This is a genomic window from Arthrobacter sp. NPDC058288, from assembly GCF_042880995.1.
In the GTDB taxonomy this organism is placed as follows: Bacteria; Actinomycetota; Actinomycetes; order Actinomycetales; family Micrococcaceae; genus Arthrobacter.
The window spans coordinates 83,479-110,181 of record NZ_JBHVYH010000003.1; the positions used below are offsets into that span (position 1 = coordinate 83,479).

Here is a 26,703-nt window from a genome sequence, read left to right on the forward strand (position 1 = left end):
ACTTCCCGGGCGCCATGGACCTTGGCGCTTTTCTTCCTACAATTTAAGTGGCGGGAATTGCGGCAGCCAGCCGCATGGGCCGCACCACTAGGAGGACCGCAATGGGTTTGGGTGACAGGATCCACAACGCCGCGGAGCGACTTCACGGCAAGGGAAAGAAAGCCGCCGGCGAGGCCGGTGGCAACCGCCGGATGAGGGCCGAAGGAAAGGGCCAGGCCATTAGGGCCGACCTCAAGCAGGCCGGCGAAAAGTTTAGGCACGCCTTCAAACGGCATTAAGGGACAAACTGAAGAAGCGGGCGGCTCCGAAAGGAACCGCCCGCTTCTCTATCCCCCTACACAGCAGTTGTCCGTGAGAACGGGCGGGCAGGGACAGCTGCCTGAACCGTGGAAAAAGCTCAGCTGGCGGAAACACGGCCCGGCAGCGCCGCGTAAAGGTCGTCCGGGTCTTCTTTCTCCCGGGGCGGGACGCATCGCCCGGTGGAGGCTGCCACCGCGGTGACGCTGCTCCTGTTTTTGGCTGACTCTTCGACCGCGGTCAGGACGCGCTGGACCTGGAGCCCGTCGTCGAACGACGGCGACGGCTGGCTTCCGTCCCGAATCGCAAGGAGGAAGTCGCGGATCTGGTGGGTGAAGGTGTGTTCCCAGCCGATCACGTGGCCCTGCGGCCACCAGGCAGCCAGGTACGGGTGCTCCGGCTCGTTCACGAGGATCCGCCGGAATCCCTGCTCCCGGACAGGAAGGCTGGCATCGAGGAAATTCAGTTCGTTCAGGTTCTCGAGGTCAAACGTCAGCGACCCGCGGGAACCGTAGATTTCGAGCTTGAGCGAGTTCTTTTGGCCCGTGGCAACCCGGGATGCCTCCACGGACGCGCTGATGTTCCCCGTCATGCCAAGGGTGGCCCAGGCGGCATCGTCCACTGTCACTTTCTCCGCACCGTTGGGGCCGGGACGGTCGGTGACAAAAGTCCTCAACGTTCCGGTCACCTCCGTGACGGTTTGACCGGTGAGGTGCTGGACCTGGTCGATGGCGTGCGAGGCGATGTCACCCAAGGCTCCGGATCCGGCCGTTTCCTTGCGGAGCCGCCATGTCATGGGAGACTCGGCGTCGGAGAGCCAGTCCTGCAGGTAGGCGGCGCGGACGTGCCGGACAGTGCCCAGCCGGCCCTCTGCAATGAGCTCGCGTGCCAGTGCCAAGGCAGGGACACGGCGGTAGTTGAAGCCGATCATCGACTGCACGCCCCGGGCCCGGGCTTCCGCGGCGGCTGCCGTCATGGCCTCGGCCTCCGCGATGGTGTTCGCGAGCGGCTTTTCCACGAGGACGTGCTTACCGGCGGCCAGTGCAGCGATGGCGATTTCCGCGTGCATCCAGCCCGGGGCACAGATGTCCACGATGTCGATATCGTCCCGTTCAATGACGGCACGCCAGTCCGTGGCGGACTCGGCCCAGCCGTATTTGGCTGCGGCTTCGGCCACCTGGGCGGCGTCCCGGCCCACGAGCACTTTCTGCTCGATGGCCGGGACGTCGAAGAAACTGGCCACGTTCCGCCACGCATTCGAATGGGCCTTCCCCATGAAGGCGTAACCAATGGCGGCCACGCCGAGCGGGCGCGAAACCGGCGGGAAAGGTCGGGACGAGGGTGCGGAGGTGGTCATGTGTTCGTTCCTAGGGAGTGGGTGTTTTGCGAAAATAGAGGGGCCTAGGCTTCCTCGAACCAGCCCCGTGCAGGGTTGGAAACCTCAGGTGCCTCCCGGAACTGCTCCGGCTGGGCCACCCAAGCAACGCCGTTGGCGATGACCTTGCGGATCTGCGGCTGGTGGTACACCGGGTATTCCTGGTCGCCGGGACTGAAGTAGAAGATCCGGCCCTTTCCCCTGGAGAACGTCACACCGGAGCGGAACACCTCGCCGCCGGCGAAGGAGCTGATGAAGATCAGGTCATCGGGTTCCGGAATATCGAACAGTTCGCCATACATCTCCTGCTGGGGGATGACGATGGGGCTTTCGATGCCGGCCGCGATCGGGTGGGAAGGCTTGACAGTCCACACGAGCTCGCGCTCTCCTTCGTTGCGCCACTTCAGCGAGCACGTGGTACCCAGCAGCCTGGTGAAGATCTTGGCGAAGTGCCCGGAGTGCAGCACCACCAGGCCCATGCCTCCCAGCACGTGGCGCTGCACGCGTTCCACCACTTCGTCGCTGACTTCCTGGTGTGCGATGTGCCCCCACCACAGCAGGACGTCCGTCTGCTGCAGGACTTCCTCGGAGAGTCCGTGCTCGGGGTCGGCCAGGGTGGCTGTGGAGATTTCGGAGTCCGGGTAGTAGGAACGGAGCCCGGCGGCAATGGCGCCGTGGATCCCTTCCGGGTACATCTGCGCCATGGTTTCCGGCTCGTTGCGGGCCTCGTGGACGGCCTCGTTCCAGACGACGATGTTCAGTTTCTTATCAGGCATATCAGAGCACCACTTCACGTTTTTCGAGGGCGGACTTGTAGCAGGCATCAAGAATCAGGGCGCGGCTGAGGGCAAGTGACCCGTCGTGGCTTCCCCAGACTGTCTCGCCGCCGCGCACAGCGGCAACGAAGTCGTCGACGACGGCCTGATGGGCGCGTCCGGGTTCGGCCACTACTTCAAAGTCGGCGTTTTCACCGTTCTTTTCGGTAAAGACGTGCACATCGGCCACGGGGTTTTCGGAGGCGCCGACAGAGCGCAGTTCGGCACCGCCGTCGGTTCCGTAGACAGTGAAGTCCATCAGGTCCCGCTCATCGCGGTAGCTGGCCCATCCGGCTTCCACGATGAGCGTCCCGCCGCCTTCCAGCCGGATGAAGGCAGATGCGAAGTCTTCCACTTCGAACTTGTGGCTGGAGTTCGAGGCGGTGTAGCGGGCGTTGCCGCCAAGGCCGCGCGGACCGAGTTCGGAGTGGGTCGACGCCGAGACAGCCAGCACTTTGGGTTCGCCAAGGAGGTGCAGTGCATAGTCCAGGACGTGCACGCCGATGTCTGCCAACGGACCTCCGCCGGCGAGTTCCGGGTTGGTGAACCAGCTGCCCAGCATCGGAATGCCCTGGCGGCGGAGCCAGGATGCCTTGGCGTAGTACGGGCGGCCCAGCGTGCCGTCGTCGATCACTTCCTTGAGGGCCTGGATGTCGCCGCGGCGGCGGTGGTTGAACGCTACGTCCAGGACCCGCCCGGCCTCGCGGGCGGCGTCCACCATTGCCTGCCCCTCCACACCGTTGCGGGCCAACGGCTTTTCGCTCAGCACGTGCAATCCGCGTTCCAAGGCTGCAATCGAGATCGGCGCGTGCAGGAAAGTCGGCACGGCGACGCTGACGGCGTCGAGGCCCTCAAGCTCGATCATGTCTTCCCAGCGGGCGAAGGCATGGGGAATGCTGTACTCCTCCTTCAGCCGGGCAAGGAGTTCTGCTTCCATGCCCGCGACGGCGACAATTTCGACACCGTCGATGTTGCTGTATGCCTTGAGGTGCTGCTGGCCGGCCCAACCAATGCCTACAACTCCCACCTTGAGGGTTGCGGACGGGGCCTGCTGCTGAATGCTCACGTTGTTCCTGTTCTTTCTGTGATTCTGGTTGGAGTCTGTGGAGGGGTCTGCGGCCTGTGGTGGCTAGCCCTTGACCGCGCCGGCCGTCATGCCCGAAACGATGCGCTTCTGGCACACGAGCACAAGGATGACGAGCGGGACCGTAATGATCACCGACGCAGCGCTGATGGTGCCCAGTGGCTGGTCGAATTCGCTGGTTCCGCTGAAGAAGGCAATCGCCACCGGGACCGGGCGGGCCTCCGGCGAGGTGGTCAGGGTGACGGCAAGGAGGAATTCGTTCCAGACCGAGATGAACACCAGGATCGCTGTCGTGGCCAGGCCGGGGACTGCCAGGGGCAGGATGACTTTGCGGAAGGCCGTGAACGGCGTGGCGCCATCCATGTACGCGGATTCCTCGAGTTCCCGCGGGATCTCCCTGAAGAAGGACGTCAGCGTGTAGATCGCCAGCGGCAACGCGAACGTCAGCTTCGGGATGATGAGGCCAAGCAGTGTGTCGTACAGGCCGATTTCGCGCCAGATGGAGAACAACGGGGCCGCGATGGCGATTGCCGGGAAGGTTGTCACGGAGAGGATCAGCGTCAGGATCAAGGCCTTGCGGCGCATCTTCAGCCTTGCCAGGGCATAAGCAGCGAAAGATGCGAACACCAGTGCCACCGTGGTAGTGACGACGGCGATAATCACCGAGTTGCGCAGGGCCAGGAGGAACTCGGGGTTCTGGAATACCACGAGGTAGTTCTCCAAGGTGGGCTGGCTCGGGAAGAGCTCGCCCTGGGACAGGCTCGCCCCCTTCTTGAGCGAGGTGTTGACCAGCCAGTAGAACGGTATGAGCGAGAAGCCCATGACGGCTACGACGAACACCCAGACAAGGGGGTGCAGTTTCGCTTCACCCCGGAGCCGACGCTTCGGTGCCCTGGGGCGCGTGGCGGGTTCCGCCGTCGGGCGTTCTGCAGTCAGCGTGCTCATTGTTCCTCCTTGGCGACTTCTCGGATGTTGCCGCCGGCGAAGCGGACGTAAATGACGGAGACCACCATGACGGTCAGGAAGGTCAGGATGGACAGCGCCGATCCTTCGCCCACCAGCCGGTTTTCGCGCAGCTGGGTGTAGGCCAGCATCGACATGGACTCTGTGCCGTTGGCGCCGCGGGTGAGCACGAACGGCAGGTCGAAGACGCGCAGGGCATCCATGGTGCGGAAGATCGCCGCGAGGACGATTGCGGGACGCAAGAGCGGCAGGGTGATGTGTACGAATGCCTGCCACTTGCTGGCGCCGTCGAGTTCTGCGGCCTCGTAGGTCTCGGAGGAGATGACCTGTAGGCCGGCCAGGATGATGAGTGCCGCGAACGGCGTGGTCTTCCAGACGTCGGCCAGAACGATCACGGCCATGGCGTATCCGTGCTCGCCGAGCCAGACGACGTCGCCGCCGGGCAGTCCGAGGGCGGAGAGGACGTTGGTTACCAGCCCCATGTTTGGCTGGAACATCGTCTGCCAGGTGATGGCGCTGACCACGGTGATGATGGCATACGGCAGCAGAACCACCGTGCGCAGGAGGGCGCGGCCCTTGAACGCGAGGTTCAGCAGCAAGGCCATGGCCGTACCGAGCACCAGCTCCAAGGAGACCGAAAGTCCGGCGAAGAGGAAGGTCTGGCCGAAGGCAGCCCACCATTCAGGGCTGCTCAGGGCGGAGATGTAGTTCTCCAGACCGACGAATCGGGAGAGGCCGGCAGTGCGGACGCTGTACTGGTTCAGGGAGAGCCAGATCGCGTAGCCAATGGGGACCGCCGCCACCAGGGCCATGATGACCAGGGAGGGGCCGGTCATGCGGAGCGCTAGCCGCCGCTCGGCCCGGTCGCGGCCGTTCACGCCGCGACCGGGAACAAGTGTCTTGATGGCCATGTTTAGAAGCTCGCCTTGGCGGTGGCGATCTCCTCGGCCATCTTCTTCACGGCGTCCTCGGCGGAGGCAGTACCGGAAAGGACGGCGTAGACGTTCTTATAGATCGCCTGGGAGATCTGCGGGTAAACCGGGGAGATCGGGCGGGGCTTGGCACCTTTGACGGATGCGAGCAGTTCGGTGGCGAAGGGCATCTTTTGGAGGACTGCCGCATCGGAATAGGCGGCTTCATTGACCGGGGCCTGGGAGTAGTCCATGGCCACGTGCTTCTGCCAATCCGGCGTGGTGGCAAAGTCAATGAACGCCACGGCCCCGGACTGGTTCGTGGAGTGGGCGGAGATGGCCAGGTTCCAGCCGCCCAGCACGCCGGATGCCTTGCCGCCTTCCCATGCGGGCAGCGGCGCCACGCCAAAGCTGCCGGCCAGCGATGTGGCGTTGAGCAGGCGGTATACATGCGGCCAGTTGCGCTGGTAGCCGAAGTCGCCGGACTCATAAGCGAGACGGGCGGGGTCTTCGTTGTACGTCAGGACGGCGCGGTCAGCTGAGCCGTTCTTGAGCCCGTTGCTCATGAAGTCGAGGACCTCGCGGGTCTCCGGCGAATCAATCGCCACGTCGCCCTTGTCGTCGAGTACTTCGCCGCCAGCACTGTAGAGCATTTCGAGGAAGTTCACCGTCAGGCCCTCGTACTGCTTGCCCTGGTAGACGAATCCGTTGCCGGGAGCCTTGGCTGCTTCTGCATAGAGCTGCTGCCAAGTCTCAGGCTTGGCCACCTTGTCCTTCTGGTAGTAGACCAATCCGGCGTTCGTGAAGAACGGCGAGGCCCAGTACTTGTCCTGGTACTTGGTGGTTTCCACCGTGGACGGAATGAGCCGGTCCTTGTTGGACTCTACGAGCTTGGTCTGGTCCAGCAGCCAGCCTTGGGAGGCGAACTCGGAGGTCCAGATGACGTCCGTGACGAAGATATCGCATTCGGTGGACTTGCCTTCGAGACGCTGCACAGCCTGCGTCCGGGCCTCGTCGGTGGTAGCTCCGATCTCGGTGTACTTGGCGGTTACTTTGCCGTTCGCCTTGCCGAAGGCCTCGGCCGTGCCCTTGTAGATGCCGGAAGCGTCCTTGCCGCCACAGATGCTGACGCTGCCGCTGGCGTTGGCTCCCGACGCCGGATCGGCAGCTGCCGCTTTTTCCGCGCCTTGGGGTGCGGCTCCCCCGCCGCAACCGCTGATCAGGAGGCCCGCGGCGATAGCCGCTGCAGCGACAGTGACCAGGCGGGTACGCAAGGAACCTGCGCGCAGTTCGGTCATGTGCGCGGATGTCTGTGATGGTGCGGTGTCCTCCTGGAGCGGAGAAGCAGGTCGAATCAAGTCCACAAGTGGCTCCTTTGGGGGTCTGTGGGCGGTGGGAAGTTCAGTGGGGCGGCGGCTGCCGCGAACCCTGAACATGGCTTCTTTGCCGATGGTTCGTTGAATTTTGGAATCGATTCCAAAACTGCGCAAAATGTAGGGCCTCGCGGCCCGTGGAATCGATTCCAAAATAGTGTGACAGGGACCACGCGAGGCTGTCAACCCTCTTTGCTTAGCCCTTGGTGGAGTCCCGCACCACGAGCTCGTGCGGGAGGAAAGTCCGGCCGCGGCGGTGGGCGCCCGGCACGGTCATCCGCTCGAGGAGCTCGGCGAATGCCACACGGCCCATCTCATAGGCCGGCTGCCGGACCGTGGTCAGTTCCGGGACGCACATTTCCGCCTGGGCCGAGTCATCAAAACCTGCCACGGCAATGTCGTCAGGAACCCGCAACCCGGCGTCGGTGAGTTCACGGACGCACCCGGCCGCGACGATGTCGGTGCCGCAAAACACTGCATCCGGCAGGCCCCCCGCCTCCAGGAGCTTCCGGGCAAGGCTACGCCCTGAGTGGAAGCCGAAATTGCCTTCGCCGAACAGGATTCGGTCCGACGCCAAGCCCGATTCGGCCAGGGCCTGGCGAAAGCCCTCTTCGCGCAGCCGGCCCGAGCGGGCACCCCTGTGGGCGAGCATCGCCAGCCTCTTGCCGCCGGTGTCGATCAGGTGCCGGGTGATGTCGTAAGCGGCCTGACGGTCGTCGATGGACACGCCGAAGGCCGCTTCGGCGTCGACGATCTCACAGACCTGGACGACGCTCATCTGCTCTGCAACGGCATCAACTTCCTGATCCGACATCGTCGGCGAAAACAGAACCAGTCCATCCACGGAGCCATTCCGCAGCATGTCCACCAGTTGCTGTTCGCGCTCCAGGTCCCCGGACGTCGCTGCGATGAGGCTGACATAGCCGGACTCCGCGGCAGCGTCGCCCACACCCCGGAAGACTTCACTGATCACCAAGGAGTCCAGGTTCTTGGCGAGGGCCAAAACACGCATTGTCCGGTCCCGGCGAAGGTCCCGGGCCGAGGCAAGCGGCCGATAGCTGAGCTGTCGAATTGCGGCATTGACCTTTTCCTTGCTCGACTCACTGACAGCCGGACTTCCGTTGAGAACACGGGACACCGTCCCTACAGACACTCCCGCTGTTCGGGCGACGTCCTGGACTGTCGCTCGCGCCATTCGATTGTCCTTCCGCGACCAGTGACAATGGTCCTTGCCGCCACACCACTGCCGTGCCTTACCGGCGTTCCTCAGCATAGCCGCCGGGGAGAACGGCGATGCCAGAATCAATCGGATCCGGGCACAGCCCAGGTGTCGGCGCAGCCGATGCCGCCCCGAACCCTCCCCTTCGATGCGCCTTATGCCCGCACCCGCCCCGTCCCCCTTGACTCGCACCCCACCCTTCTCTAAACTTTTCATAAAGCAGAATCTAAATTCCACAAAGCGGAAAATGTTCAGGCCGGACCGGCAGGAGCAAGCCGAGAGGAAAATAGATCAAAGCCCCTCCTCGGAAGGACCTACGATGACGTACACAGTGAACTGCTCCATCCTCCTGACGGAGCTGCCCTTGCTCGAGCGCCCCGCCGCCGCAAAGGCAGCCGGTTTTGACGCCGTCGAGTTCTGGTGGCCCTTCGAAACGTCCGTTCCCGCGGACAGCGACATCGCCAAGTTCGAGGACGCCATCAAGGACGCCGGCGTCCAGCTCACCGGCCTGAACTTCAACGCCGGCAACATGCCCGGCGGCGACCGCGGCCTGGTTTCCTGGAAGGGTCGTTGCTCTGAGTTCAAGGACAACATCGAAGTCGTCACCGGCATCGGCGAGCGCCTCGGCTGCAAGGCCTTCAACGCCCTCTACGGCAACCGCCAGGACGAGTTCACCCCTGAAGAGCAGGACGAACTCGCGGTCAAGAACCTCGCCGCAGCAGCAGAAGGCGTCGCCCGTATCGGCGGCACCGTCCTCCTAGAACCCGTCAGCGGTGCCCCCTGGTACCCTCTCCTCAAGGCCCAGGACGCCCTCAACGTCATTGCCCGGGTCAAGGAGGAGTCCGGCGCTGAGAACATCAAGCTCCTCGCCGACTTCTACCACCTCGCAGTCAACGGAGACGACGTCGCCGCCGTCATCGAAAAGCACGCAAAGGACTTCGGCCACATCCAGATCGCCGACAACCCCGGCCGCGGGGCTCCCGGAACCGGTGAGCTTCCCCTCGGCGAATGGATCGCCCGCAGCCGCGAACTCGGCTACGAGGGCTACATCGGCCTCGAATACAAGGAACCGCAGGAAACGGCCTTCAGCTGGGCCATCCGCCAGCGCGTCAGCCAGTAGCAGTTTCGACGAGCTCAACCACCGGCACCACCACAGACTTCAGAAAGAGAACCATCATGAGCAACGTTGCAGTCATCGGACTCGGAATCATGGGCCTGCCCATGGCCATCAACCTCGTCAAGGTCGGCCACACCGTCACCGGCTTCAACCGCAGCCAGGACAAGATCGACAAGCTTGTCTCCGAAGGCGGCCAGGGCGCCACGAGCATCGCGGACGCCGTCAAGGACGCCGACGTCGTCATCACCATGGTCCCGGACTCCCCCGATGTTGAGGGCGTAGTCAGCGGACCCGACGGAGTCTTCGCCAATGCGAAGAAGGGCACCTTGTGGATTGACGCCAGCAGCATCCGCCCGGACGTCGCCAAGCGCCTCTCCGAAGAGGCAGCAGCAGCAGGCATCCGCCCGCTGGACGCGCCGGTCTCCGGCGGCGAACAGGGCGCCATCGACGCCGCACTCTCCATCATGGTGGGCGGCGCAGCGGCCGACTTCGAAGCAGCCCAGGACGTCCTCAACGCCGTCGGCAAGACCATCGTCCACGTCGGCCCCGCCGGCTCCGGCCAGACGGTCAAGGCAGCCAACCAGCTGATCGTTGCCGTCAACATCGAGGTCCTCGGCGAGGCCATCGCCTTCCTTGAGGCCTACGGCGTGGACACCGACGCAGCGCTCAAGGTCCTCGGCGGCGGCCTGGCAGGCTCCAAGGTCCTCGACCAGAAGGGCCAGAAGATGCTGGACCGCAACTTCGACCCCGGCTTCCGCCTGGCCCTGCACCACAAGGACCTCGGCATCGTCACCTCCGCAGCCCGCGAAGCCAACGTCGCCATCCCGCTCGGGGCAGTCGTCGCACAGCTGGTCGCCGCCACCGTCAACCAGGGGGACGGAGGCCTGGACCACTCAGGCCTCTTCAAGCAGGTCCTCCAGCTCAGCGGCCGGAAGTAACCCCACCCTCCGCCCTCCCTCCCGAGTTTTTGTCCAGATAATCGGCCCAACTAGCCCTTTATCTCCCGGTATCTGGACAAAAACTCACTTCAGCACACCCAAAATCAGCCCGCAGAGGGCACCCACAGACTTCCCCTAGGAGTACACAATGACCAAGATGCGCACCGTTGACGCTGCCGTCGCGATCCTGGAAAAGGAGGGCGCCACCGAGGCGTTCGGCCTGCCAGGCGCGGCGATCAACCCCTTCTACTCGGCCATGCGGGCCCACGGCGGCATCCGCCACACGCTGGCCCGCCACGTTGAAGGCGCCAGCCACATGGCGGACGGCTACTCCCGCGCCGCGGATGGCAACATCGGCATCTGCATCGGCACCTCCGGCCCTGCCGGCACCGACATGATCACCGGCTTGTACGCCGCCTGGGCCGATTCCATCCCCATGCTCTGCATCACCGGCCAGGCACCCGTTGCCAAGCTGCACAAGGAAGACTTCCAGGCCGTGGACATCGAGTCCATCGCAAAGCCCGTCACCAAGATGGCCATGACCATCCTGGAACCCGGCCAGGTTCCGGGCGCTTTCCAGAAGGCCTTCCAGCTGATGCGCTCCGGCCGCCCCGGCCCGGTTTTGCTGGACCTGCCGATCGACGTGCAGATGGCCGAGATCGAATTCGACATCGACACCTACGAGCCGCTGCCGGTTGAGAAGCCCCGGGCCAGCCGCAAGCAGCTGGAAAAGGCCCTGGACATGCTGACCGCAGGCGAGCGTCCGCTGATCGTGGCCGGCGGCGGCATCATCAACGCCGGCGCCTCCGCACAGCTCGTGGAACTGGCCGAGATCCTGGGCGTTCCGGTCATCCCCACCCTGATGGGCTGGGGCGCCATCTCCGACGACCACCCGCTGATGGCCGGCATGGTGGGCCTGCAGACCTCGCACCGCTACGGCAACGAGAACTACCTGCGCAGCGACTTCGTGATCGGCATCGGCAACCGCTGGGCCAACCGCCACACCGGCGGACTGGACACCTACACGGCCGGCCGCACGTTCGTGCACATCGACATCGAGCCCACGCAGATCGGCCGCGTGTTCTCCCCGGACTTCGGCATCGCGTCCGACGCCGGCGCCGCGCTGACCGGGCTGGTGGAGCTGGCCCGCGAACGCCAGGCGGCCGGATCCCTGCCGGACTACTCCGGCTGGGCCGCCGAATGCCAGGAACGCAAGGCCACCCTGCACCGCAAGACGCACTTCGAGAACATCCCCATCAAGCCGCAGCGCGTGTACGAGGAGATGAACAAGTCCTTCGGCAAGGACACCACCTACGTGTCCACCATCGGCCTGTCCCAGATCGCCGGCGCCCAGATGCTGCACGTGTTCGGCCCGCGCAAGTGGATCAACGCCGGCCAGGCCGGTCCCCTGGGCTGGACCGCTCCGGCCGCCCTGGGCGTGGTCCGCGGCAAGCCGGACGAGACCGTTGTTGCACTGTCCGGTGACTACGACTTCCAGTTCATGATCGAGGAACTGGCCGTGGGCGCACAGTTCAACCTGCCGTACATCCACGTGGTGGTGAACAACTCCTACCTGGGCCTGATCCGCCAGTCCCAGCGCGGCTTCAACATGGAACAGAACGTGTCCCTGGCCTTCGAGAACATCAACAGCCCCGAAACCAACGGCTACGGCGTGGACCACGTCAAGGTCGCCGAGGGCCTGGGCTGCAAGGCCGTCCGGGTGGAAGACCCCAACGACCTGGGCGCCGCGTTCGACAAGGCCAAGGCACTGGCCGGCGAGTTCAAGGTTCCCGTGGTGGTTGAAGTGATCCTGGAAAAGATCACCAACATCTCCATGGGCGTGGAAATCAACGCGGTGAACGAGTTCGAGGAACTGGCAGAGACCAGCGCCGACGCCCCCACCGCCATCCTCGCGATGCAGGCCTAATCATGCGGATCGTGATCGCACCGGACAAGTTCAAGGGCTCACTGTCCGCACCGGAGGTGGCCCGGCACCTGGACGCCGGGCTGCAGTCGGCAACCGGCCACAACCTTGACGTCCTCCGGATTCCGGTGGCCGACGGCGGCGAGGGCACCCTCGATGCCGCCGTCGGCTCCGGGTTCACCCGCCGGAGCGCCGTGGTCAGCGGCCCCACCGGGCAGCCGCTCCGGGCGGACTTCGCGGTCCGCGGCCGCGAGGCGGTCATCGAAATGGCCGCCGCGTCCGGCCTCGCGGTCCTCCCCGCCGAACACGGATCATCCGGCCGGCCGGATTCCGCCAGCGCAAAGAACGCCACCAGCCTGGGCACCGGGGAACTGATCAGGGCAGCGCTCGACGCCGGATGCCGGCAGATCATCCTGGGCGTCGGCGGGAGCGCCAACACCGACGGCGGCGCCGGCGTCCTGCAGGCACTCGGCGCGCAGCTCCTCGACGCCGACGGCAACGAACTGCCGCCCGGCGGCGCAGCCCTCGTCAGGCTGGACCGGATCGATTTTTCCGGATTCGACTCCCGGCTGGACGAGGCGCGCTTTGTCCTGGCCAGCGATGTGGACAACCCGCTCCTGGGAGCCGAAGGTGCCCCGGCGATCTTCGGCCCCCAGAAGGGCGCCACCCCGCAGGACGTGGCAGCACTCGACGCCGCCCTGGCGCACTTTGTGGACGTCCTCGCAGCCGAAATCGGGCCCCGCGCGCTGAAGGCCGCGAACGCACCGGGCGCCGGAGCGGCGGGCGGCGTGGGCTACGCAGCCATCGCGGTCCTGGCCGCGACGCGCAGGCCCGGGATCGACGTCGTACTTGAATTCACCGGTCTCGCCGACCGGCTGGCCGGGGCCGACCTGGTGATCACCGGCGAAGGCAGCCTGGACGAACAGAGCCTGCTCGGCAAGACGCCCATGGGGGTGGCGCGAGCGGCTGCCCGGGCCGGTATTCCGGTGGTGGCAGTCTGCGGCCGGACCACGCTGACGCCGGCACAGCAGAAGGATTCCGGATTCCGGCAGGTCTACCCCCTGACCTCGCTGGAGGCCAAGGTAGAAATATGTATAGCCGAAGCAGCACCACTGCTTGAACAATTGGGAAAGCACATCGGCGCGGAACTGGCGGACCTGACCCGGTCCGCCACCACGGTTGATTCCGCCGCGCCAGCGACCAGCGCCCGCACTAAGGAGCCCCTCAATGTCTGAAGAAAGCTTTGACCTCGTTATCCGGGGGCAGCGCATCCTCACCACCGCCGGCATCGCGCCCCGTGAAGTGGGCGTGCGCGGCGGCAAGATCGTGGCCATCGAACCCCTCGGCAACGGCCTGGCCGGCGCCGAAGTGATCGAACTCGCCGACGACGAAACCCTGATCCCCGGCCTCGTGGACACCCACGTCCACGTCAACGAGCCCGGCCGTACCGAGTGGGAGGGCTTCGCCTCCGCCACCCGTGCCGCCGCCGCCGGCGGCGTCACCACCATCATCGACATGCCGCTGAACTCCATCCCGCCCACCACCACCGTGGAAGGCCTCAAGCTCAAGCGCGAAGTCGCCGAGGACCAGGCCTTCGTGGACGTCGGGTTCTGGGGTGGCGCAGTGCCCGGCAACAAAGCGGACCTGCGCCCGCTGCACGACGAGGGCGTGTTCGGCTTCAAGTGCTTCCTGCTGCACTCCGGCGTGGACGAGTTCCCGCATCTGGAGGCGGACGAGATGGAAGAGGACATGGCCGAGCTCAAGTCCTTCGACTCGCTCATGATCGTCCACGCCGAGGACTCGCACGCCATTGACCGCGCACCGCATCCGGGCGGCGACCATTACTCCACCTTCCTGGCCTCCCGCCCGCGCGGCGCCGAGAACAAGGCCATCGCCGAGGTGATCGAGCGGGCCCGCTGGACCGGCGCCCGCGCCCACATCCTCCACCTGTCCTCCTCCGACGCACTGCCGATGATCGCCAGCGCCAAGCGCGACGGCGTGCACCTCACCGTGGAGACCTGCCCCCACTACCTCACGCTGATGGCCGAGGAGATCCCCGACGGCGCCACCGCCTACAAGTGCTGCCCGCCCATCCGCGAGGCCTCCAACCGCGAGCTCCTCTGGAAGGGCCTGCAGGACGGCACCATCGACTGCATCGTCTCAGACCACTCGCCGTCGACGCTTGACCTGAAGGACCTGGAGAACGGCGACTTCGCCGTGGCCTGGGGTGGCGTCTCCTCGCTGCAGCTCGGCCTGTCGCTGATCTGGACCGAAGCCCGGCACCGCAACATCCCGCTGGAGCAGGTTGTTTCCTGGATGGCCGAGAAGCCGGCCGCCCTGGCACGGCTGTCCAACAAGGGCCAGCTGGCGCTCGGGTTCGACGCGGACTTCTCGGTCTTCGCACCGGATGAGGCCTTTGTGGTGGACGTTTCCAAGCTCAAGCACAAGAATCCCATCACGCCGTACGACGGCAAGGCGCTCTCCGGCGTGGTCCGGAAGACATTTCTGCGCGGACATGAAATCGACGGCCAGACCCCCGGCGGCAAGCTGATCCGCCGCGGCGGCGTCTGAGGCATAACGCCATGGCAGTCCAGGTACATTCTCCGCGTGGCATATGTGCTGCCGGCCAGGCGCAGGCTGGTCCGCAGCTCAAAGCCCATGGCCTGGCCGTCTGGGTAACCCCGGACGGCGACCAGGACATTGACGACGCCGTCATGGCGCGCGCCGCGGAACTGTTGCTGGCGCGTGCCCTCAAGATTGCTCCGGAGGCGGAAGTCCACGTCTGGCCCGCCGCCGGAGCTGCAACTTCCGCTGCCCAGGCCGGCCCGCCGGGGGGACCGCACGGGCCAGCCGGCAGCGGAACCCGGGTGCCGTCGTCGTCCGTTCCGGAGGACTCCCCGGCGGACGACGACGGCGCAACTCCCCTCCCGCCGTCGGCCGGTCCCGCGTGCCTGGTGTCCGTGGACCTCGCTGCGGGTGAAGTCCGGCTGGACGGCACGCTGGTGGCGCTCACCGGCGTCGAGTTCAAGCTGCTCCGCTACCTAGCGGAAAACTGCTCGCGGACCGTCAGCCGGGAGGAACTGCGGTTGTTCCTGGAGTCGTTCGATTCGCCCGCGGCCGCCTCCCGCTCCATCGATGTGTACGTAGGCCGGGTGCGGCGGAAGCTGCGCCGCGGACGGCACGCAATCGCCACTGTTCGCGGCGGCGGATACCAGTTTGTCCCTGGCCCCCACACCAAAGTGCGCGGACCGGCGGAATACTGCATCTGACCCGGTGGTTGTGCCAGTACAGCCGTCTGCCGCACCCGCTGAGTACGCAGCTCTTTTTGTCAGTAAACAGACTCCCGAAGGATCACCATGAGCCCCACCCTGACCACCAAGCTCCAGCCCGGAACCCAGGCCCCGGACTTCACCCTGCCGGACGCCGAAGGCAAGCCGACCTCGCTGGCCGATTACCGCGGCAAGAACGTCATTGTGTACTTCTACCCGGAGGCGGCCACCCCCGGCTGCACTACCGAGGCCTGCGACTTCCGCGACAGCCTCGAATCCCTGCAGGGTTCCGGCTACGAGGTCCTGGGAGTCTCCCCCGACGCCCCCGAAAAGCTCGCCCACTTTACCGGCGACTTCGCCCTGACCTTCCCGCTGCTGGCCGACGAGGACCACGCCGTGGCACTGGCCTACGGCGCCTGGGGCGAAAAGCTGCGCGACGGCGAAGTCACTGAAGGCATCGTCCGTTCCACCGTGGTGCTCGACCCCGAAGGCAAAGTGAAGCTGGCCCAGTACCAGGTCAAGGCCCAGGGGCACGTGGCGGCGCTGAAGGAAACCCTGGGCGTCTAACCGCCTCCTCCCCCGGGCGCCTCTCACTTATCGCAACAAAAGCCGGAACGCTCACTCACCGAGTGAGCGTTCCGGCTTTTTCTGTCAATAGTGAGAGAACGTTCGGCGGGTGGCCTCAGGCCGGTTCAGCGGCCAGCGCTGGCTGACGCACCTGCGCCGGGGTGAAGCGGGCGCCGGCGTCGGGGAATCCAGGGACCTCAATCCGTGCGTGGCTGTGGACTTCGGTGACCGTGTCCCGGGTGTGCTGGGCGATCTTCGCCATCGTAGTGACCCACATTCCGTCCATGTCCTTAACCCGGCTGATCAGCTGTTCCAGGGCCACGGCCTTGGAGGGCCGGCCGGAGATGAACGGGTGGTTGGTCAGCACGAAGCAGCTCCCGGCCGCATGGTGCGCCTCCGCTTCCAACGTCCACATTTCCAGGACCTTGGCGGGGCTTTCAATCACGCCGCTGCCGGTAACGCCAGGATAGAACGCGTACTGCTCCCAGTCGTCCAGCGCCCAGTCCACCGGGATTTCCACCAGATCCCTGGAATCGCCGTCGGCGACGCTGAAGCGGTACGGTGCATCGCCGTCGAGCAGGCTTGAGTCGTACAGGAAGCCGCGGTCTGCCAGGAGCGCCGGTGAGTGCCAGTTCAGTTCCCACCACGGGGCCCGGTAACCGACCGGGCGCACACCCGCCACTTTGGCCAGTGCTTCCAGGCCGCGGTCGATGTACCGCCCCTCGGTGGCCGCGTCGATGCCTTGCATGGGTTCGTGCAGGTAGCCGTGGTGGGCGATCTCGTGGCCGGCGTCCACAATCCGGCGGACCACGTCGGGGTAGCTTTCGGCCGTGAATCCGGGGATGAAGAACGTGGCCTGGATGTCCTGGCGCTGCAGGATCTGCAGCAGCCGGGGCACCGCAACCTTGGGCCCGTAGGACTGGTGCGTCATGAGCGACATCCGGCGGGTGCTGCCGGGGTCGTGGGCGATGGTGCATGACTCCGCGTCGACATCGAAGGTGAAGGACGCGGCCGCCCGGTAGCCTTCGGGCCAGGTGGTGGGGTGGGCGGAGTCCGGGAAGGCGGGGAATTCCATGGTCCGAATCCTTTCTACAGCGAAACTGCGGTGGTGGACGGGCGGGCTGCAGCATCCGGGACGGCCGTCTCCGGGACGGTTACCTGGACCGATTGGACAACGGCTCCGGCCAGAAACTTGCGGTGGACCCGAGGGCCAAGAACCGCGTAGCACGCTGCGCTGCTGACTCCGCCGGCGAGCCAGGACAGATCCCAGCCGCCCAGGGCCACTGCGATGGGGCCCTGCATGATCGGGATGAGTCCGTACATGAACAGCCAGGTGGCGAAAATACCCACCAGGAGGGAGACGACGCCGGCCCAGTTGACTCCGGGGAGGCGCTTGGTAGCCACGCCATCGAACAACCGCGCGGTATCTGCGGGCCAGCGCTTCTCAATCCAGAAGTAGTGCACCAGCATGACGCCGCCCCAGGCCGCCACCCAGGCGACAAGACCGATCAGCCAGGCATCCAGGACTGACGCGAAGTCCTCCTGGAAGATGAAGAACACGACGGCGATGAGCGAGAACACGCCGACGAACAGGTTGAGCTTGCGCCTGCTGATAGAGATGTCCAGTGCCTGTGTTGCGACCGAGAAGGTGTAGATGTTCAGGATGTTGGTGGCGATGGGTCCGTGGAGCACCATGAGCAGCACGGGAAGGGCCAGTGCCCCGAAGTTCTGGACAATGAGTTTGCCGGGGTCGATTTCACCGGTGTTGGTAGCAAGGCTGGCGCCGAGGACGCCCAGCCAGACGACGGGGATGAACTGGCCGAGCACCGATGCGAGGTAGACCTTGCGTTTGGGCACCTGGGTGCTGACGAAGCGGGAGTAGTCTGCGGCGTAGGTGAACCAGGTGATCCCCCAGCCGATACCGATCGCCGTCATGACGGCGCTCATCGCGGCGATCCGTTCCGAACCTTCCAGGATGTGGCCGGCCGGACCGGCGTAGGTCCAGTCGATCTTCATGCCGAACCACGCCACTGCCGACATCACGGCGAGGATGATGATGGTGGGCGGCACAGTCCACTTTTCGAAAGCGGCGATCGCTTTGTAGCCGAACCAGGCGATGGCCACCTGGACTGCCATGATGAACGTGGCGATGCCTATCTTCCAGGCGTAGTTACGGGCTTCTGGGTCCACCCACCCGAGGGTTCCGAACAGGGCCATCACCAGGTCGAGGATGATCCAGGTGTTGACCGCGCACCATCCGATCACCAGGAGCGCCTGGATGGAGGCCGGCAGGTAGTTTCCGCGCCGGCCGAATGCCGCGCGGGCCAGCACCATGCCGGTGGCGCCGGTCTTCTGTCCGAGCAGTACGAAGCAGCCGAACAGGAGCATCCCGATCAGGTTCCCCAAAACCAGAACGGTGACGGTGTCGGCAAAGCCCAGGCCTAGCTGGATGCCCAGCGCGCCGAGCACCCAGTTGATCGGGGCGAGGTTGGCGCCGGCCCAAATCCAGAACTGACCGGAAACCTTGCGGGTGCGCTGCGATTCGGGGATGGGCTGGAGCCACGCTTCGTGGTCTTCGCCGGCTGCGGGCACGTGGCCGGCCGGGGCAGTGGAGTTGTTTTGCATGTGGGGCCTCCGTGGGAGAAAGGGGATACAGCCAGAGTATGTGCCGCAGACCACACACAACAAGATACGATATGTATATCAAAAGACCCATTTGCATGACGGAGCGTAATGCCAATAAAGCTCAGTGAGATCCTGAACCATCCCACCTTCACCGCCGCCGATCCCGTGATCCGCGCCGGTGCTGGCGCAGTGGCGGGTACGCAGCTGCGGTGGGTGCATTCCAGTGAAGTCCTGGACATCGCGCCGTTACTTAGCGGCGGCGAGCTGCTTCTTACGGGTGGCGATGCGCTGGTTACTGCCTCGGATGCCCGACGGGTTGAGTATGTGCGTCAGCTCTCAGAGCGCGGGGTCGGTGCGCTGGCCGTGGAAACGGGCCAGCGGCTCGCCTCGCTGCCGTCGTCGATGATCCAGGCGGCGGAAACCGCCGGGCTTCCCCTTATTGAGTTCCGCAAGGTGGTGCCGTTTGTGGGCATCATGCAGGCGATCAACTCGATGCTGGTCAGTGAATCCGTAGCCCATCTGCGCCGAGCGGATGAGGCCAGCCACGCCATGGCCGTTGAGCTGGCCCACGGGAGCAGCCTGGATCAGATCCTTGCCGTGCTGGCCGGAATCATTGATGCGACGCTGGAGCTCTCATCCGTGTCCGGTGTGACGTTGGGCAACGCCGGGCCGGATGGCGCCGGGACGCGTCCGCCGGGCGGCGCTGATTCCCAGCCGGCAGAAGCCCCTGAATCCGGCATCGGCTCCCCGCCAGGGCCCGGCGGCACGGCAGAGCCGGGCGGCACGGCAGGGCCGGGCACCGGCGGCACGTTGATCAGCATTGATGTGCCGGTCCGCGGCGTGCCCTCCGCGAGGCTGCTCATCAACGTGCTGGCCGGCGGCGACGTCAACCTCGCGCGTGTGGCCGGCGGCCGCTGTGTGGATATCCTGTCGCTCGCGCTGCTGCAACGGATGCCGCCCGGGCTGAAGGAAGTGGCCGGAACGGCGCTGCTGCGGGCTGTCAGTTCCGGCAGCCAGCCCTGGCGGCTTCAGCAGCTCTCCCCCGCCGCCGGGATCCTTCCCTCTGCGACGGTGGTCGCCGTCGTCGTCCGGTCCTCCACCTCACAGCAGCTGAGGGCAGCCATGGACAACATCCTCAAGCGGTCGGCGCAGCAGAGTGCCAGCTATGTGGACAATGCCGAGCTCCTCGCGCTTGCCGCCCTCCCTTTCGACGGTGCGGCGGCCGCGCGGGCCGGGCTGGTGGCGGCACTCAGGGAGCTCCCGGTCGAAGCGGGAACCATGACGGCGGTGGGTCCGCTGGCGGCCGGGATCGAACAGGCACCGTGGTCGCTTTCGGAGGCGAAAAGCGCACTGGATCTCGCCGTGAACGGCTCGCTTCGGGCCGCGGCCCGGCCGGCGTCGGACACGGAATGTGTGGTGATCGACGTCGAGGACCTGGCCGTTGAGCGTCTGGCGGTGCAGCACCTGGACCAGGGCACGCGGCAGGATTTCGTCCGCCAGCAGGTGGGGCCCCTGCTGGATCACGATGCGCGGCGGAACTCCCAGTTGCTCGCGACCCTGGCAACCTGGCTGGACTCGGGTTGTAACACCGCGCAGGCTGCCCGCGAACTGCACGTGGAGCGGCAGTCAATGCATCACCGCCTGCAGCGGATCTTTGAGTTGTGCGGCGGCGATCCGCGCGGAACCGGACGCCTCGCTGCGCTGCACCTCGCCACCCGGCTGGCCGCGCTGTAGCCACCAGCAGCGGCCGGGTAAGACGCTCTCTCACTTAACGCAAGAAAAACCGCGATGCTCTCTCACTTTCCTGGAGAAAGTGAGAGAGCGTCGCGGTGAAACCGACCGGAAGTGAGAGAGCGTCGCGGTGAAACCGACCGGAAGTGAGAGAGCGTCGCGGGTTGCGGAGGGGGCGGGCTTAGCGGAGCACCACTGTCCTGTTGCCGCGCAGGATCACCCGGCCCTCGCAGTGCCAGCGCACCGCGTTGGACAATGCCTTGCACTCGGTGTCGCGGCCGGCGGCCACCAGGTCCTCCGGGCCGTAGGTGTGGTCCACCTCCACCACCTGCTGGGCGATGATGGGGCCCTCGTCCAGCTCGCCGTTGACGTAGTGCGCCGTGGCACCCACCGTTTTCACGCCGCGAGCGTAGGCCTGGTGGTAGGGCTTGGCGCCCTTGAAGCTGGGCAGGAACGAGTGGTGGATGTTGATGGCGCGCCCGTCCAGCTTGCGGGTCAGGCCGTCGCTGAGAACCTGCATGTAGCGGGCCAGCACCACAAGTTCCACGTCGTGCTCGTCCACCAGTTCCAGCAGCCGCGCCTCGGCCTCCGGCTTGGTGGCGGCGGTGACGGGCACATGGAAGAACGGGATGCCGTGCCATTCCACCAACGCCTGGTGGTCGGTGTGGTTGGACACCACGGCCACCACGTCCACCGGCAGCTCGCCGATCCTGGCGCGGAACAGCAGGTCGTTGAGGCAGTGCCCGAACTTGGACACCATGATCAGCACGCGCCGCTTGGAACCGTGCGGCTCCAGCCGCCAGCTCATCCCGAAACGGTCAGCCACCGGGGCAAAAGCGGTCCGCAGGGTGTCCGCCGTGGAGGCATCGCCGTCGGACGCAAAGTGCACCCGCATAAAGAAGTGCCCTTCGGAGCGTTCGCCGAACTGCTGGTTGTCGATGATGTCGCAGCCGTGTTCCAGCAGGAAGCCGGAGACGGCGTGGACGATGCCCGGCGACTCGTTGCAGTCGAGCGTCAGGACATGCTCCACGGTGGTCGCGGGCCCGCCCGCGAGGGACGGGAGGGACGAAGTCTCAGTCTTAATGGCGGTCATGGCTCAGCACTCGATCACATTCACGGCGAGGCCTCCTCGGGAGGTTTCCTTGTACTTGGTTTTCATGTCGGCTCCTGTTTCGCGCATCGTTTTGATGGCTTTGTCGAGGGACACCTTGTGGCTGCCGTCGCCGTGCAGGGCAAGGCGGGCGGCGTTGATGGCTTTGACGCTGGCAATGGCGTTCCGTTCGATGCAGGGGATCTGCACCAGGCCGCCCACGGGGTCGCAGGTCAGCCCGAGGTTGTGTTCAATGCCCACCTCGGCGGCGTTTTCCACCTGTTCGGGTGTGCCGCCGAGCACCTCGCACAGCCCGGCTGCTGCCATGGAGCAGGCCGAGCCCACTTCGCCCTGGCAGCCGACCTCGGCGCCTGAGATGGAAGCGTTGATCTTGAAAAGAATCCCGACGGCGGCTGCCGCCAGCAGGAAGCGGACCACGCCGTCGTCGTCGGCTCCGGGAACAAACTTGACGTAGTAGTGCAGCACCGCCGGCACAATACCGGCCGCGCCGTTGGTGGGGGCGGTGACGATCCGCCCGCCGGCGGCGTTTTCCTCGTTGACGGCCAATGCGAAAAGGTTGACCCACTCCATGGCGCGGAGCGGATCGGTGACGCCGGTGTCCGCGGTCAGGGTTTTGAACAACGACGGCGCCCGGCGCCTGACGTTCAGCCCGCCGGGAAGGATCCCTTCCGCGGCGCAGCCGTTGTCCACGCATTCGCGCATGACGGCCCAGAGTTTCAGCAGCTCCGTCCGGAGCTCCGCTTCGCTGCGCCACACTAGTTCGTTGGCGAGCATGACGTCGGAGATGGACATCCCTTCGCGGCGGCAGATCTCCAGGAGTTCGTCGGCCGTGGTGAAGGGGTACGGCAGCGGGGTGTCGTCCGCCACCACTTTGTCTCCGGCGTCGGCGTCCCCGTCAACTACGAAGCCGCCGCCAATGGAATAGAAGCTCCGTTCGCTGAGCACGGCGCCGGTGTGGTCCAGCGCCCGGAACGTCATGCCGTTGGGGTGGGCGGGCAGGGACTTGCGGCGGTGCAGCACCACGTCCTCGTCCCAGTTGAAGTCCACCCGGTGGTGCCCGCCGATCCGGAGTTCGGCGTCGAGCGCGGCGGCAGCCACCTGGTCGTCGGCGGTGGAGGTGTCCACCGTTTCCGGGTCCAGGCCCTGCAGGCCCAGAACCACTGCCTTGTCGGAGCCGTGGCCCCTGCCGGTGGCGCCGAGCGATCCGAACAGTTCGGCCTGGACCCGGACGGTGGCGCTCAGGTGGCCGTCACCTTTGAGCCCGTCGGCGAACAGTTTCGCCGCTCGCATCGGGCCGACCGTGTGTGACGACGACGGCCCGATGCCAACGGAGAAGAGGTCCAGGGCGCTCAGCGCCATCAGGGCACCTCGGGAGAGGCGTATTCCCTCATGGCGTCCAGGAGCCAGCGGCCCAGGAAGTCCGCGAACGAAGCCCGCGGGAACAGCCGGAAGCTGTCCTCGCCGTTCTTCAGCAGGACCACCGGGATGTTGCCCACCTCGGTGTTCAGGGCAGTTCCCGGGGTGATGCTGCGCGGGTGGAGGTCCAGGGCGCAGCCCTTCTCCAGGACGGCCCGGGCACGCGGGCCGGAGAGCTCGAACGTGGTGCGGTTGGCGGAGAGGTCCACCACCTGGCCGGGAGCGTCGCCCAGGGCTGCCGTGAGGGAGCCGATCAGGTCCCCGCCGAGGGAGTCGTGGGCTTCTTCCGGTGCCACCACCAGGAACTCGGACGGGCCGAGCCACAGGACGCTGATGCCGTCCGAGCCGGCCACTTCGCCGCACCGTGCCGGCAGGCCGCCGGCAACGGCAGCGATGCGTGAGCCCTGCTCGGAGCGGGGGTCAACGCGGATCCCCGCCATGGTCTGGAACGGGCCTTCCCTGAGGACAACCGTTCCCTCCACGGAGCCGGACTCCAGCGCTTCGGCCAGGTGGGAGGCAGGGCTGCGGCGGATGTCCCGGAGTCCATTGATGCCTGTCAGTGCTGCTGTGTTAGCCATCTTTGCGGGTCCCTTCGGGGTCAAAAAGTACGGTTTCTGCGACAACCACGTCAACCAGCTGGTCGCCGGCGGCGGCCACGAGGGTCTCGCCGATGCGGTTGCGGCCATTCTTGATCAGGGCCAGCCCGAACGACCTGCCCAGTGCTGCGCTGTGGTAGCTCGAGGTCACGAAGCCCTGCATGGGGACGGGACCGTAGGCCGGATTGACGGTGATGCCCTTCTCCACGAGCTGGGTTCCTTCCGGCAGCCGCAGCGTCCCGTCCACGGGGAGGACGCTGACCAGGTGCTTGCGGTCCTCGCGCTTGGCATCGGCCCGGGCGTAGGAGCGCTTGCCGATGAACTCCTTGGCCTTGGAGACCACCCATTCCATGCCCGCGTCCTGCGGGGTGACGGTGCCGTCGGTGTCCTGGCCAACGATCGGGTAGCCCTTTTCGGCGCGGAGCACGTGCATGGTTTCCGTGCCGTACGGGGTGATGTTGAATTCTGCCCCGGCGGCGGCCACGGCTTCCCAGGTGTTCAGCCCGTACCAGGACGGCACGTTGATTTCGTAGGCCAGCTCACCGGAGAACGAGATCCGGCAGATCCGGGCCTGCACACCTGAGGCAAGGGTGGTTTCGCGGAAGGTCATGAACGGGAAGGCTTCCGCTTCCAGCCCGCCGTTGGCGGCCAGTTCGGGTGCCACCTTGGCGATGACCGCGCGGGATTTGGGTCCGACGACGGCGATGGTGCTCCACTGTTCGGTGACCGAGGTGCAGTGCACGTCCAGCTCAGGCCATTCGGTCTGCAGCCATTCCTCCAGCCAGTCCAGCACCTTCGCGGCGCCGCCGGTGGTGGTGGTCATGAAGAACCGGTCCTCGTCGAGGCGCAGGGTCACGCCGTCGTCGAAAATCATGCCGTCCGCCATGCACATCACGCCGTAGCGGGCGGAACCCGGGGCGAGCTTCTTGAAGGCGTTGGTGTAGATCCGGTTGAGGAACTCACCGGCGTCCTTGCCCCGGATTTCGATCTTGCCCAGCGTGGTGGCGTCCATGAAGCCCACGGATTCGCGGACGGCGGCGCACTCGCGCAGCACGGCGGTGTCCATGTCCTCTCCGGCCTGCGGGTAGTACCAGGGGCGCTTCCACTGCCCCACGTCCTCGAACAGTGCGCCCTTGGCAACGTGCCACGGGTGGATCGAGGTGACGCGGGCGGGGTCGAACAGCTCGCCGCGCTGGCGTCCGGCCAGTGCCGCGAAGGCCACGGGGGTGAACGGGGCGCGGTAGGTGGTGGTGCCGATGTCCCCGATGCCCCGGGAGGCTTCGCCGGCGGTGCGGAGTGCCGCGGCGATCACGCCGATGGCGTTCACGCCGGAGGTCTTGCCCTGGTCGTTGGCGGTGCTGATGGAGGTGTAGCGCTTGATGTGCTCCACGGACCGCATCCCGGCGCCGGTGGACCGCAGCACGTCAGCCACGGACTGGTCGCGCTGGAAGTCCACGAAGTGGTGGTGCCAGTCATCCGGCGTGCCTTCCTGGCCCGGAACCAGCCACAGCTGGCGGGTGGGGGCGGACGCCTTGGGCTCACCGATGACGGCGGGCTTGGTTTCCGAGGCGAAGCCGGCTGCGATGGCTGCCGAGGCTCCGGCGGAGATGCCTTCGGCGAGGCAGTCCTCGAGTTCGAAGCTGCCGCGGCCGGAGCCGATGGTCTGCTGGTCCGGAACCACAGTGCTCGGCACGAACGCCGCCAGCTCATCATCCCAGCGCAGCTTGCCCTGCCGCTGCGAGTGCAGGTGCACCAGCGGGCTCCAGCCGCCGGAGACGGCCAGCAGGTCGCAGGCAATCTCTTCGATGCCGGAGGTGAGTTCGCCGTCGTCGTTGATGCTGCGGACGGTGACGCTGGCCAGCCGGCCGCTGCCGGCGTCGCCCTCACCGTCGCCAGAAGCGGCGGTGTTGGCCACCGCGCTGCCGATCAGCACCCGGGTGCCGGACTCGACGGCGGCCGCGGCCACCTCCGTGAGGCGGGGCCGGGCGTCCACGACGGCCGCCACCTTGACCCCGGCGGCGCGCAGGTCCGAAGCCAATGCGTAAGCGCTGTCGTTGGTGGTGCTGATGACGACGCGCTGCCCGGCGGCAACGGCGTACCGGTTGAGGTAGCTGCGGACGGCCGAGGCGAGCATGATGCCGGGGCGGTCGTTGTTCTCGAAAACCAGCGGGCGCTCGTGGGCGCCGGGAGCAACCACCACCTGCTTGGCACGGATGTGCCAAATCCGCTGCCGGGAAACGCCGGGGGCGGCAGGGCTGGAGAGGTGGTCCGTGCGGTTTTGGACGGCGACGACGTAGTTGGCATCGTAGGCGCCGAAGGCCGTGGTGCGGTTCAGGACGGTGCATTCGGCTGCGGAGACGAGCTCGGCTTCCACGTCAGCCACCCATTCCAGGGCCGGCTTGCCTTCGATGACCTCGGCCAGGCCCGGTGCGGTGGATCCGGACAGGAGCGATCCGCCCAGTTCGGGCTGGTCGTCCAGCAGCATCACGCGGGCGCCAGTGCGGACCGCCTCGCGGGCCGCGGCGAGGCCGGCGGGGCCGCCGCCGATCACCAGGACGTCGGTGTGCACGAACTTCTTGTCGTACTCGGCGCGGTCCTCCTCGGGGTCGAGGCGGCCCAGGCCGTTGAGCAGGTCCGCCTTCAGTCCGTCCACCAGGGTGACGGTGGTGGCGGGCAGCATGGACTCGGCCACGTGGCCCGGGAACCGTGCCTCGACCCGGACCAGCGCGTTGGATTCCTCCACGCCGGCGGACATGATGCCGCGGGGGCGGTCCTCGTAGAGCGAGTTGCCGGCTGCGATCCGGCCGTTGGCGAGCAGGGCCGAGGCCAGCGTGTCGCCGGGGTGGCCGGTGAATTCCTCGCCGTCCACGGTGAAACGCCAGGAGATGCTGCGATCGATGCGTCCGCCGGCGGCGAGGCGGGCGTTCTGGGAAGTCACTTGGTTGCTCCTTCCGGGGCGATGGTGCCGGGGGCAGTGCTGGTTGCTGAAATGCTGGTTGCAGAGGTGCTGGGCGCGGTGTCCCCGGTAGTGGTGCTGTCAGCGGCGGTGCTGGCAGTGCCGGACTCGGGCGCCGCCGGGACGGACACGTCAGGCCGCGGCGTGCCCATCGGGTAGACGGCCTGGATGTCGTAGCTGACGGTGTCCCGGAGCATGTTGAACCACTGGCGGCAGCCGGTGCTGTGCAGCCAGCGCTCAGCGAACGTGCCCTTGGTGTTGTCGCGGTAGAACAGGAACTCGGCCCATTCACGGTCGTTCATGTCGTTCGGGTTCTCCGGGTACGGCACGTGGGCCTGGCCGCCGTAGTGGAACTCCGTCTCGTCGCGCGAGCCGCAGTTGGGGCATGAGATAAGCAGCATGTGCGTCTTCTTTCT

23 protein-coding genes are annotated in these 26,703 nt (G+C 66.2%); 9 read left to right on the forward strand and 14 right to left on the reverse strand.

Annotated features, from left to right (window positions below; all coding sequences use genetic code 11):
- Window positions 1–101 precede the first annotated feature (101 nt).
- Entirely contained in the window at window positions 102–278 is a 177-nt protein-coding gene (locus ACFVWT_RS11350) for a CsbD family protein (RefSeq protein WP_390247917.1), read from the forward strand.
- A 119-nt stretch (window positions 279–397) separates the two neighbouring features.
- On the opposite strand, the gene ACFVWT_RS11355 is transcribed toward ACFVWT_RS11350, so the two are convergent.
- The 7 genes from ACFVWT_RS11355 to ACFVWT_RS11385 form a co-directional block, all read right to left on the reverse strand.
- Complete coding sequence (locus ACFVWT_RS11355) at window positions 398–1,654, reverse strand: Gfo/Idh/MocA family protein (RefSeq protein ID WP_390247918.1); 1,257 nt, start codon at window positions 1,652–1,654, stop codon at window positions 398–400.
- Between the two features lie 44 nt (window positions 1,655–1,698).
- On the reverse strand, window positions 1,699–2,448 hold the full coding sequence (locus ACFVWT_RS11360) for a ThuA domain-containing protein (protein WP_390247919.1): 750 nt from the start codon (window positions 2,446–2,448) through the stop codon (window positions 1,699–1,701).
- 1 nt (window position 2,449) lies between these two features.
- Entirely contained in the window at window positions 2,450–3,553 is a 1,104-nt protein-coding gene (locus ACFVWT_RS11365) for a Gfo/Idh/MocA family protein (protein WP_390247920.1), read from the reverse strand.
- 63 nt (window positions 3,554–3,616) lie between these two features.
- Complete coding sequence (locus ACFVWT_RS11370; protein ID WP_390247921.1) at window positions 3,617–4,516, reverse strand: carbohydrate ABC transporter permease; 900 nt, start codon at window positions 4,514–4,516, stop codon at window positions 3,617–3,619.
- On the reverse strand, window positions 4,513–5,445 hold the full coding sequence (locus tag ACFVWT_RS11375; protein WP_390247922.1) for a carbohydrate ABC transporter permease: 933 nt from the start codon (window positions 5,443–5,445) through the stop codon (window positions 4,513–4,515). The genes ACFVWT_RS11370 and ACFVWT_RS11375 overlap by 4 nt, the downstream gene beginning before the upstream one ends.
- 2 nt (window positions 5,446–5,447) lie before the next feature.
- Window positions 5,448–6,743, reverse strand: a complete 1,296-nt coding sequence (locus ACFVWT_RS11380; protein WP_390247923.1) for an ABC transporter substrate-binding protein — start codon at window positions 6,741–6,743, stop codon at window positions 5,448–5,450.
- Window positions 6,744–7,014: 271 nt separating this feature from the next.
- Window positions 7,015–8,013: a LacI family DNA-binding transcriptional regulator gene (locus ACFVWT_RS11385; RefSeq protein ID WP_390247924.1), complete on the reverse strand. Its 999-nt coding sequence runs from the start codon at window positions 8,011–8,013 to the stop codon at window positions 7,015–7,017.
- Window positions 8,014–8,356: 343 nt separating this feature from the next.
- Here ACFVWT_RS11385 and ACFVWT_RS11390 point away from each other — a divergent pair, with 343 nt between their 5' ends.
- The 7 genes from ACFVWT_RS11390 (at window position 8,357) to bcp (ending at window position 15,852) form a co-directional block, all read left to right on the forward strand.
- Entirely contained in the window at window positions 8,357–9,157 is an 801-nt protein-coding gene (locus tag ACFVWT_RS11390; RefSeq protein WP_390247925.1) for a hydroxypyruvate isomerase family protein, read from the forward strand.
- 56 nt (window positions 9,158–9,213) lie between these two features.
- On the forward strand, window positions 9,214–10,092 hold the full coding sequence (locus ACFVWT_RS11395; RefSeq protein WP_390247926.1) for a 2-hydroxy-3-oxopropionate reductase: 879 nt from the start codon (window positions 9,214–9,216) through the stop codon (window positions 10,090–10,092).
- 148 nt (window positions 10,093–10,240) lie between these two features.
- A complete protein-coding gene (gene gcl / locus ACFVWT_RS11400; RefSeq protein ID WP_390247927.1) occupies window positions 10,241–12,019 on the forward strand; it encodes a glyoxylate carboligase in 1,779 nt (592 codons plus the stop codon).
- A 2-nt stretch (window positions 12,020–12,021) separates the two neighbouring features.
- Window positions 12,022–13,251 carry a glycerate kinase gene (locus tag ACFVWT_RS11405; protein ID WP_390247928.1) on the forward strand — a complete coding sequence of 410 codons (1,230 nt, stop codon included), beginning with the start codon at window positions 12,022–12,024 and terminating at the stop codon, window positions 13,249–13,251.
- Window positions 13,244–14,587: an allantoinase AllB gene (gene allB / locus ACFVWT_RS11410; protein WP_011693518.1), complete on the forward strand. Its 1,344-nt coding sequence runs from the start codon at window positions 13,244–13,246 to the stop codon at window positions 14,585–14,587. Before ACFVWT_RS11405 ends, allB begins: the two co-directional genes overlap by 8 nt.
- 11 nt (window positions 14,588–14,598) lie before the next feature.
- Complete coding sequence (locus ACFVWT_RS11415) at window positions 14,599–15,285, forward strand: winged helix-turn-helix domain-containing protein (RefSeq protein ID WP_390247929.1); 687 nt, start codon at window positions 14,599–14,601, stop codon at window positions 15,283–15,285.
- Window positions 15,286–15,372: 87 nt separating this feature from the next.
- Complete coding sequence (bcp, locus tag ACFVWT_RS11420; RefSeq protein ID WP_043484486.1) at window positions 15,373–15,852, forward strand: thioredoxin-dependent thiol peroxidase; 480 nt, start codon at window positions 15,373–15,375, stop codon at window positions 15,850–15,852.
- A gap of 115 nt (window positions 15,853–15,967) precedes the next feature.
- Here the strand turns inward: bcp and ACFVWT_RS11425 are convergent, their stop codons facing one another.
- Entirely contained in the window at window positions 15,968–16,927 is a 960-nt protein-coding gene (locus ACFVWT_RS11425) for a polysaccharide deacetylase (protein ID WP_390247930.1), read from the reverse strand.
- Between the two features lie 14 nt (window positions 16,928–16,941).
- Window positions 16,942–18,477, reverse strand: coding sequence for a purine-cytosine permease family protein (locus ACFVWT_RS11430; RefSeq protein ID WP_390247931.1), 1,536 nt, complete (start codon window positions 18,475–18,477; stop codon window positions 16,942–16,944).
- 108 nt (window positions 18,478–18,585) lie between these two features.
- On the opposite strand from ACFVWT_RS11430, the gene ACFVWT_RS11435 reads away from it, so the two are divergent.
- Window positions 18,586–20,211, forward strand: coding sequence for a PucR family transcriptional regulator (locus ACFVWT_RS11435; protein WP_390247932.1), 1,626 nt, complete (start codon window positions 18,586–18,588; stop codon window positions 20,209–20,211).
- A 178-nt stretch (window positions 20,212–20,389) separates the two neighbouring features.
- Here ACFVWT_RS11435 and purU read toward each other — a convergent pair whose 3' ends face one another.
- Genes purU through ACFVWT_RS11460 form a run of 5 tightly spaced genes read right to left on the reverse strand, consistent with a single transcriptional unit; the run spans window position 20,390 to window position 26,688 of the window.
- Complete coding sequence (gene purU / locus ACFVWT_RS11440) at window positions 20,390–21,301, reverse strand: formyltetrahydrofolate deformylase (RefSeq protein WP_390247933.1); 912 nt, start codon at window positions 21,299–21,301, stop codon at window positions 20,390–20,392.
- Window positions 21,302–21,304: 3 nt separating this feature from the next.
- The gene (locus tag ACFVWT_RS11445; protein ID WP_390247934.1) at window positions 21,305–22,678 is read right to left on the reverse strand and encodes an L-serine ammonia-lyase; all 1,374 of its coding nucleotides are present in this window, start codon (window positions 22,676–22,678) and stop codon (window positions 21,305–21,307) included.
- Window positions 22,678–23,313: a sarcosine oxidase subunit gamma gene (locus ACFVWT_RS11450; protein WP_390247935.1), complete on the reverse strand. Its 636-nt coding sequence runs from the start codon at window positions 23,311–23,313 to the stop codon at window positions 22,678–22,680. The genes ACFVWT_RS11445 and ACFVWT_RS11450 overlap by 1 nt, the downstream gene beginning before the upstream one ends.
- A complete protein-coding gene (locus ACFVWT_RS11455; protein WP_390247936.1) occupies window positions 23,306–26,269 on the reverse strand; it encodes a 2Fe-2S iron-sulfur cluster-binding protein in 2,964 nt (987 codons plus the stop codon). The genes ACFVWT_RS11450 and ACFVWT_RS11455 overlap by 8 nt, the downstream gene beginning before the upstream one ends.
- On the reverse strand, window positions 26,266–26,688 hold the full coding sequence (locus ACFVWT_RS11460) for a sarcosine oxidase subunit delta family protein (RefSeq protein ID WP_390247937.1): 423 nt from the start codon (window positions 26,686–26,688) through the stop codon (window positions 26,266–26,268). The genes ACFVWT_RS11455 and ACFVWT_RS11460 overlap by 4 nt, the downstream gene beginning before the upstream one ends.
- Window positions 26,689–26,703: the final 15 nt, after the last annotated feature.

Bases quoted from the DNA above. Each gene is read 5' to 3' on its own strand.
- ACFVWT_RS11350 (WP_390247917.1), top strand. From the start codon at position 102: ATGGGTTTGGGTGACAGGATCCACAACGCCGCGGAGCGACTTCACGGC.
- ACFVWT_RS11355 (WP_390247918.1), bottom strand. From the start codon at position 1,654: ATGACCACCTCCGCACCCTCGTCCCGACCTTTCCCGCCGGTTTCGCGC.
- ACFVWT_RS11360 (WP_390247919.1), bottom strand. From the start codon at position 2,448: ATGCCTGATAAGAAACTGAACATCGTCGTCTGGAACGAGGCCGTCCAC.
- ACFVWT_RS11370 (WP_390247921.1), bottom strand. From the start codon at position 4,516: ATGAGCACGCTGACTGCAGAACGCCCGACGGCGGAACCCGCCACGCGC.
- ACFVWT_RS11375 (WP_390247922.1), bottom strand. From the start codon at position 5,445: ATGGCCATCAAGACACTTGTTCCCGGTCGCGGCGTGAACGGCCGCGAC.
- ACFVWT_RS11380 (WP_390247923.1), bottom strand. From the start codon at position 6,743: ATGACCGAACTGCGCGCAGGTTCCTTGCGTACCCGCCTGGTCACTGTC.
- ACFVWT_RS11385 (WP_390247924.1), bottom strand. From the start codon at position 8,013: ATGGCGCGAGCGACAGTCCAGGACGTCGCCCGAACAGCGGGAGTGTCT.
- ACFVWT_RS11390 (WP_390247925.1), top strand. From the start codon at position 8,357: ATGACGTACACAGTGAACTGCTCCATCCTCCTGACGGAGCTGCCCTTG.
- ACFVWT_RS11395 (WP_390247926.1), top strand. From the start codon at position 9,214: ATGAGCAACGTTGCAGTCATCGGACTCGGAATCATGGGCCTGCCCATG.
- gcl (WP_390247927.1), top strand. From the start codon at position 10,241: ATGACCAAGATGCGCACCGTTGACGCTGCCGTCGCGATCCTGGAAAAG.
- ACFVWT_RS11405 (WP_390247928.1), top strand. From the start codon at position 12,022: ATGCGGATCGTGATCGCACCGGACAAGTTCAAGGGCTCACTGTCCGCA.
- allB (WP_011693518.1), top strand. From the start codon at position 13,244: ATGTCTGAAGAAAGCTTTGACCTCGTTATCCGGGGGCAGCGCATCCTC.
- ACFVWT_RS11415 (WP_390247929.1), top strand. From the start codon at position 14,599: ATGGCAGTCCAGGTACATTCTCCGCGTGGCATATGTGCTGCCGGCCAG.
- bcp (WP_043484486.1), top strand. From the start codon at position 15,373: ATGAGCCCCACCCTGACCACCAAGCTCCAGCCCGGAACCCAGGCCCCG.
- ACFVWT_RS11425 (WP_390247930.1), bottom strand. From the start codon at position 16,927: ATGGAATTCCCCGCCTTCCCGGACTCCGCCCACCCCACCACCTGGCCC.
- ACFVWT_RS11430 (WP_390247931.1), bottom strand. From the start codon at position 18,477: ATGCAAAACAACTCCACTGCCCCGGCCGGCCACGTGCCCGCAGCCGGC.
- ACFVWT_RS11435 (WP_390247932.1), top strand. From the start codon at position 18,586: ATGCCAATAAAGCTCAGTGAGATCCTGAACCATCCCACCTTCACCGCC.
- purU (WP_390247933.1), bottom strand. From the start codon at position 21,301: ATGACCGCCATTAAGACTGAGACTTCGTCCCTCCCGTCCCTCGCGGGC.
- ACFVWT_RS11445 (WP_390247934.1), bottom strand. From the start codon at position 22,678: ATGGCGCTGAGCGCCCTGGACCTCTTCTCCGTTGGCATCGGGCCGTCG.
- ACFVWT_RS11450 (WP_390247935.1), bottom strand. From the start codon at position 23,313: ATGGCTAACACAGCAGCACTGACAGGCATCAATGGACTCCGGGACATC.
- ACFVWT_RS11460 (WP_390247937.1), bottom strand. From the start codon at position 26,688: ATGCTGCTTATCTCATGCCCCAACTGCGGCTCGCGCGACGAGACGGAG.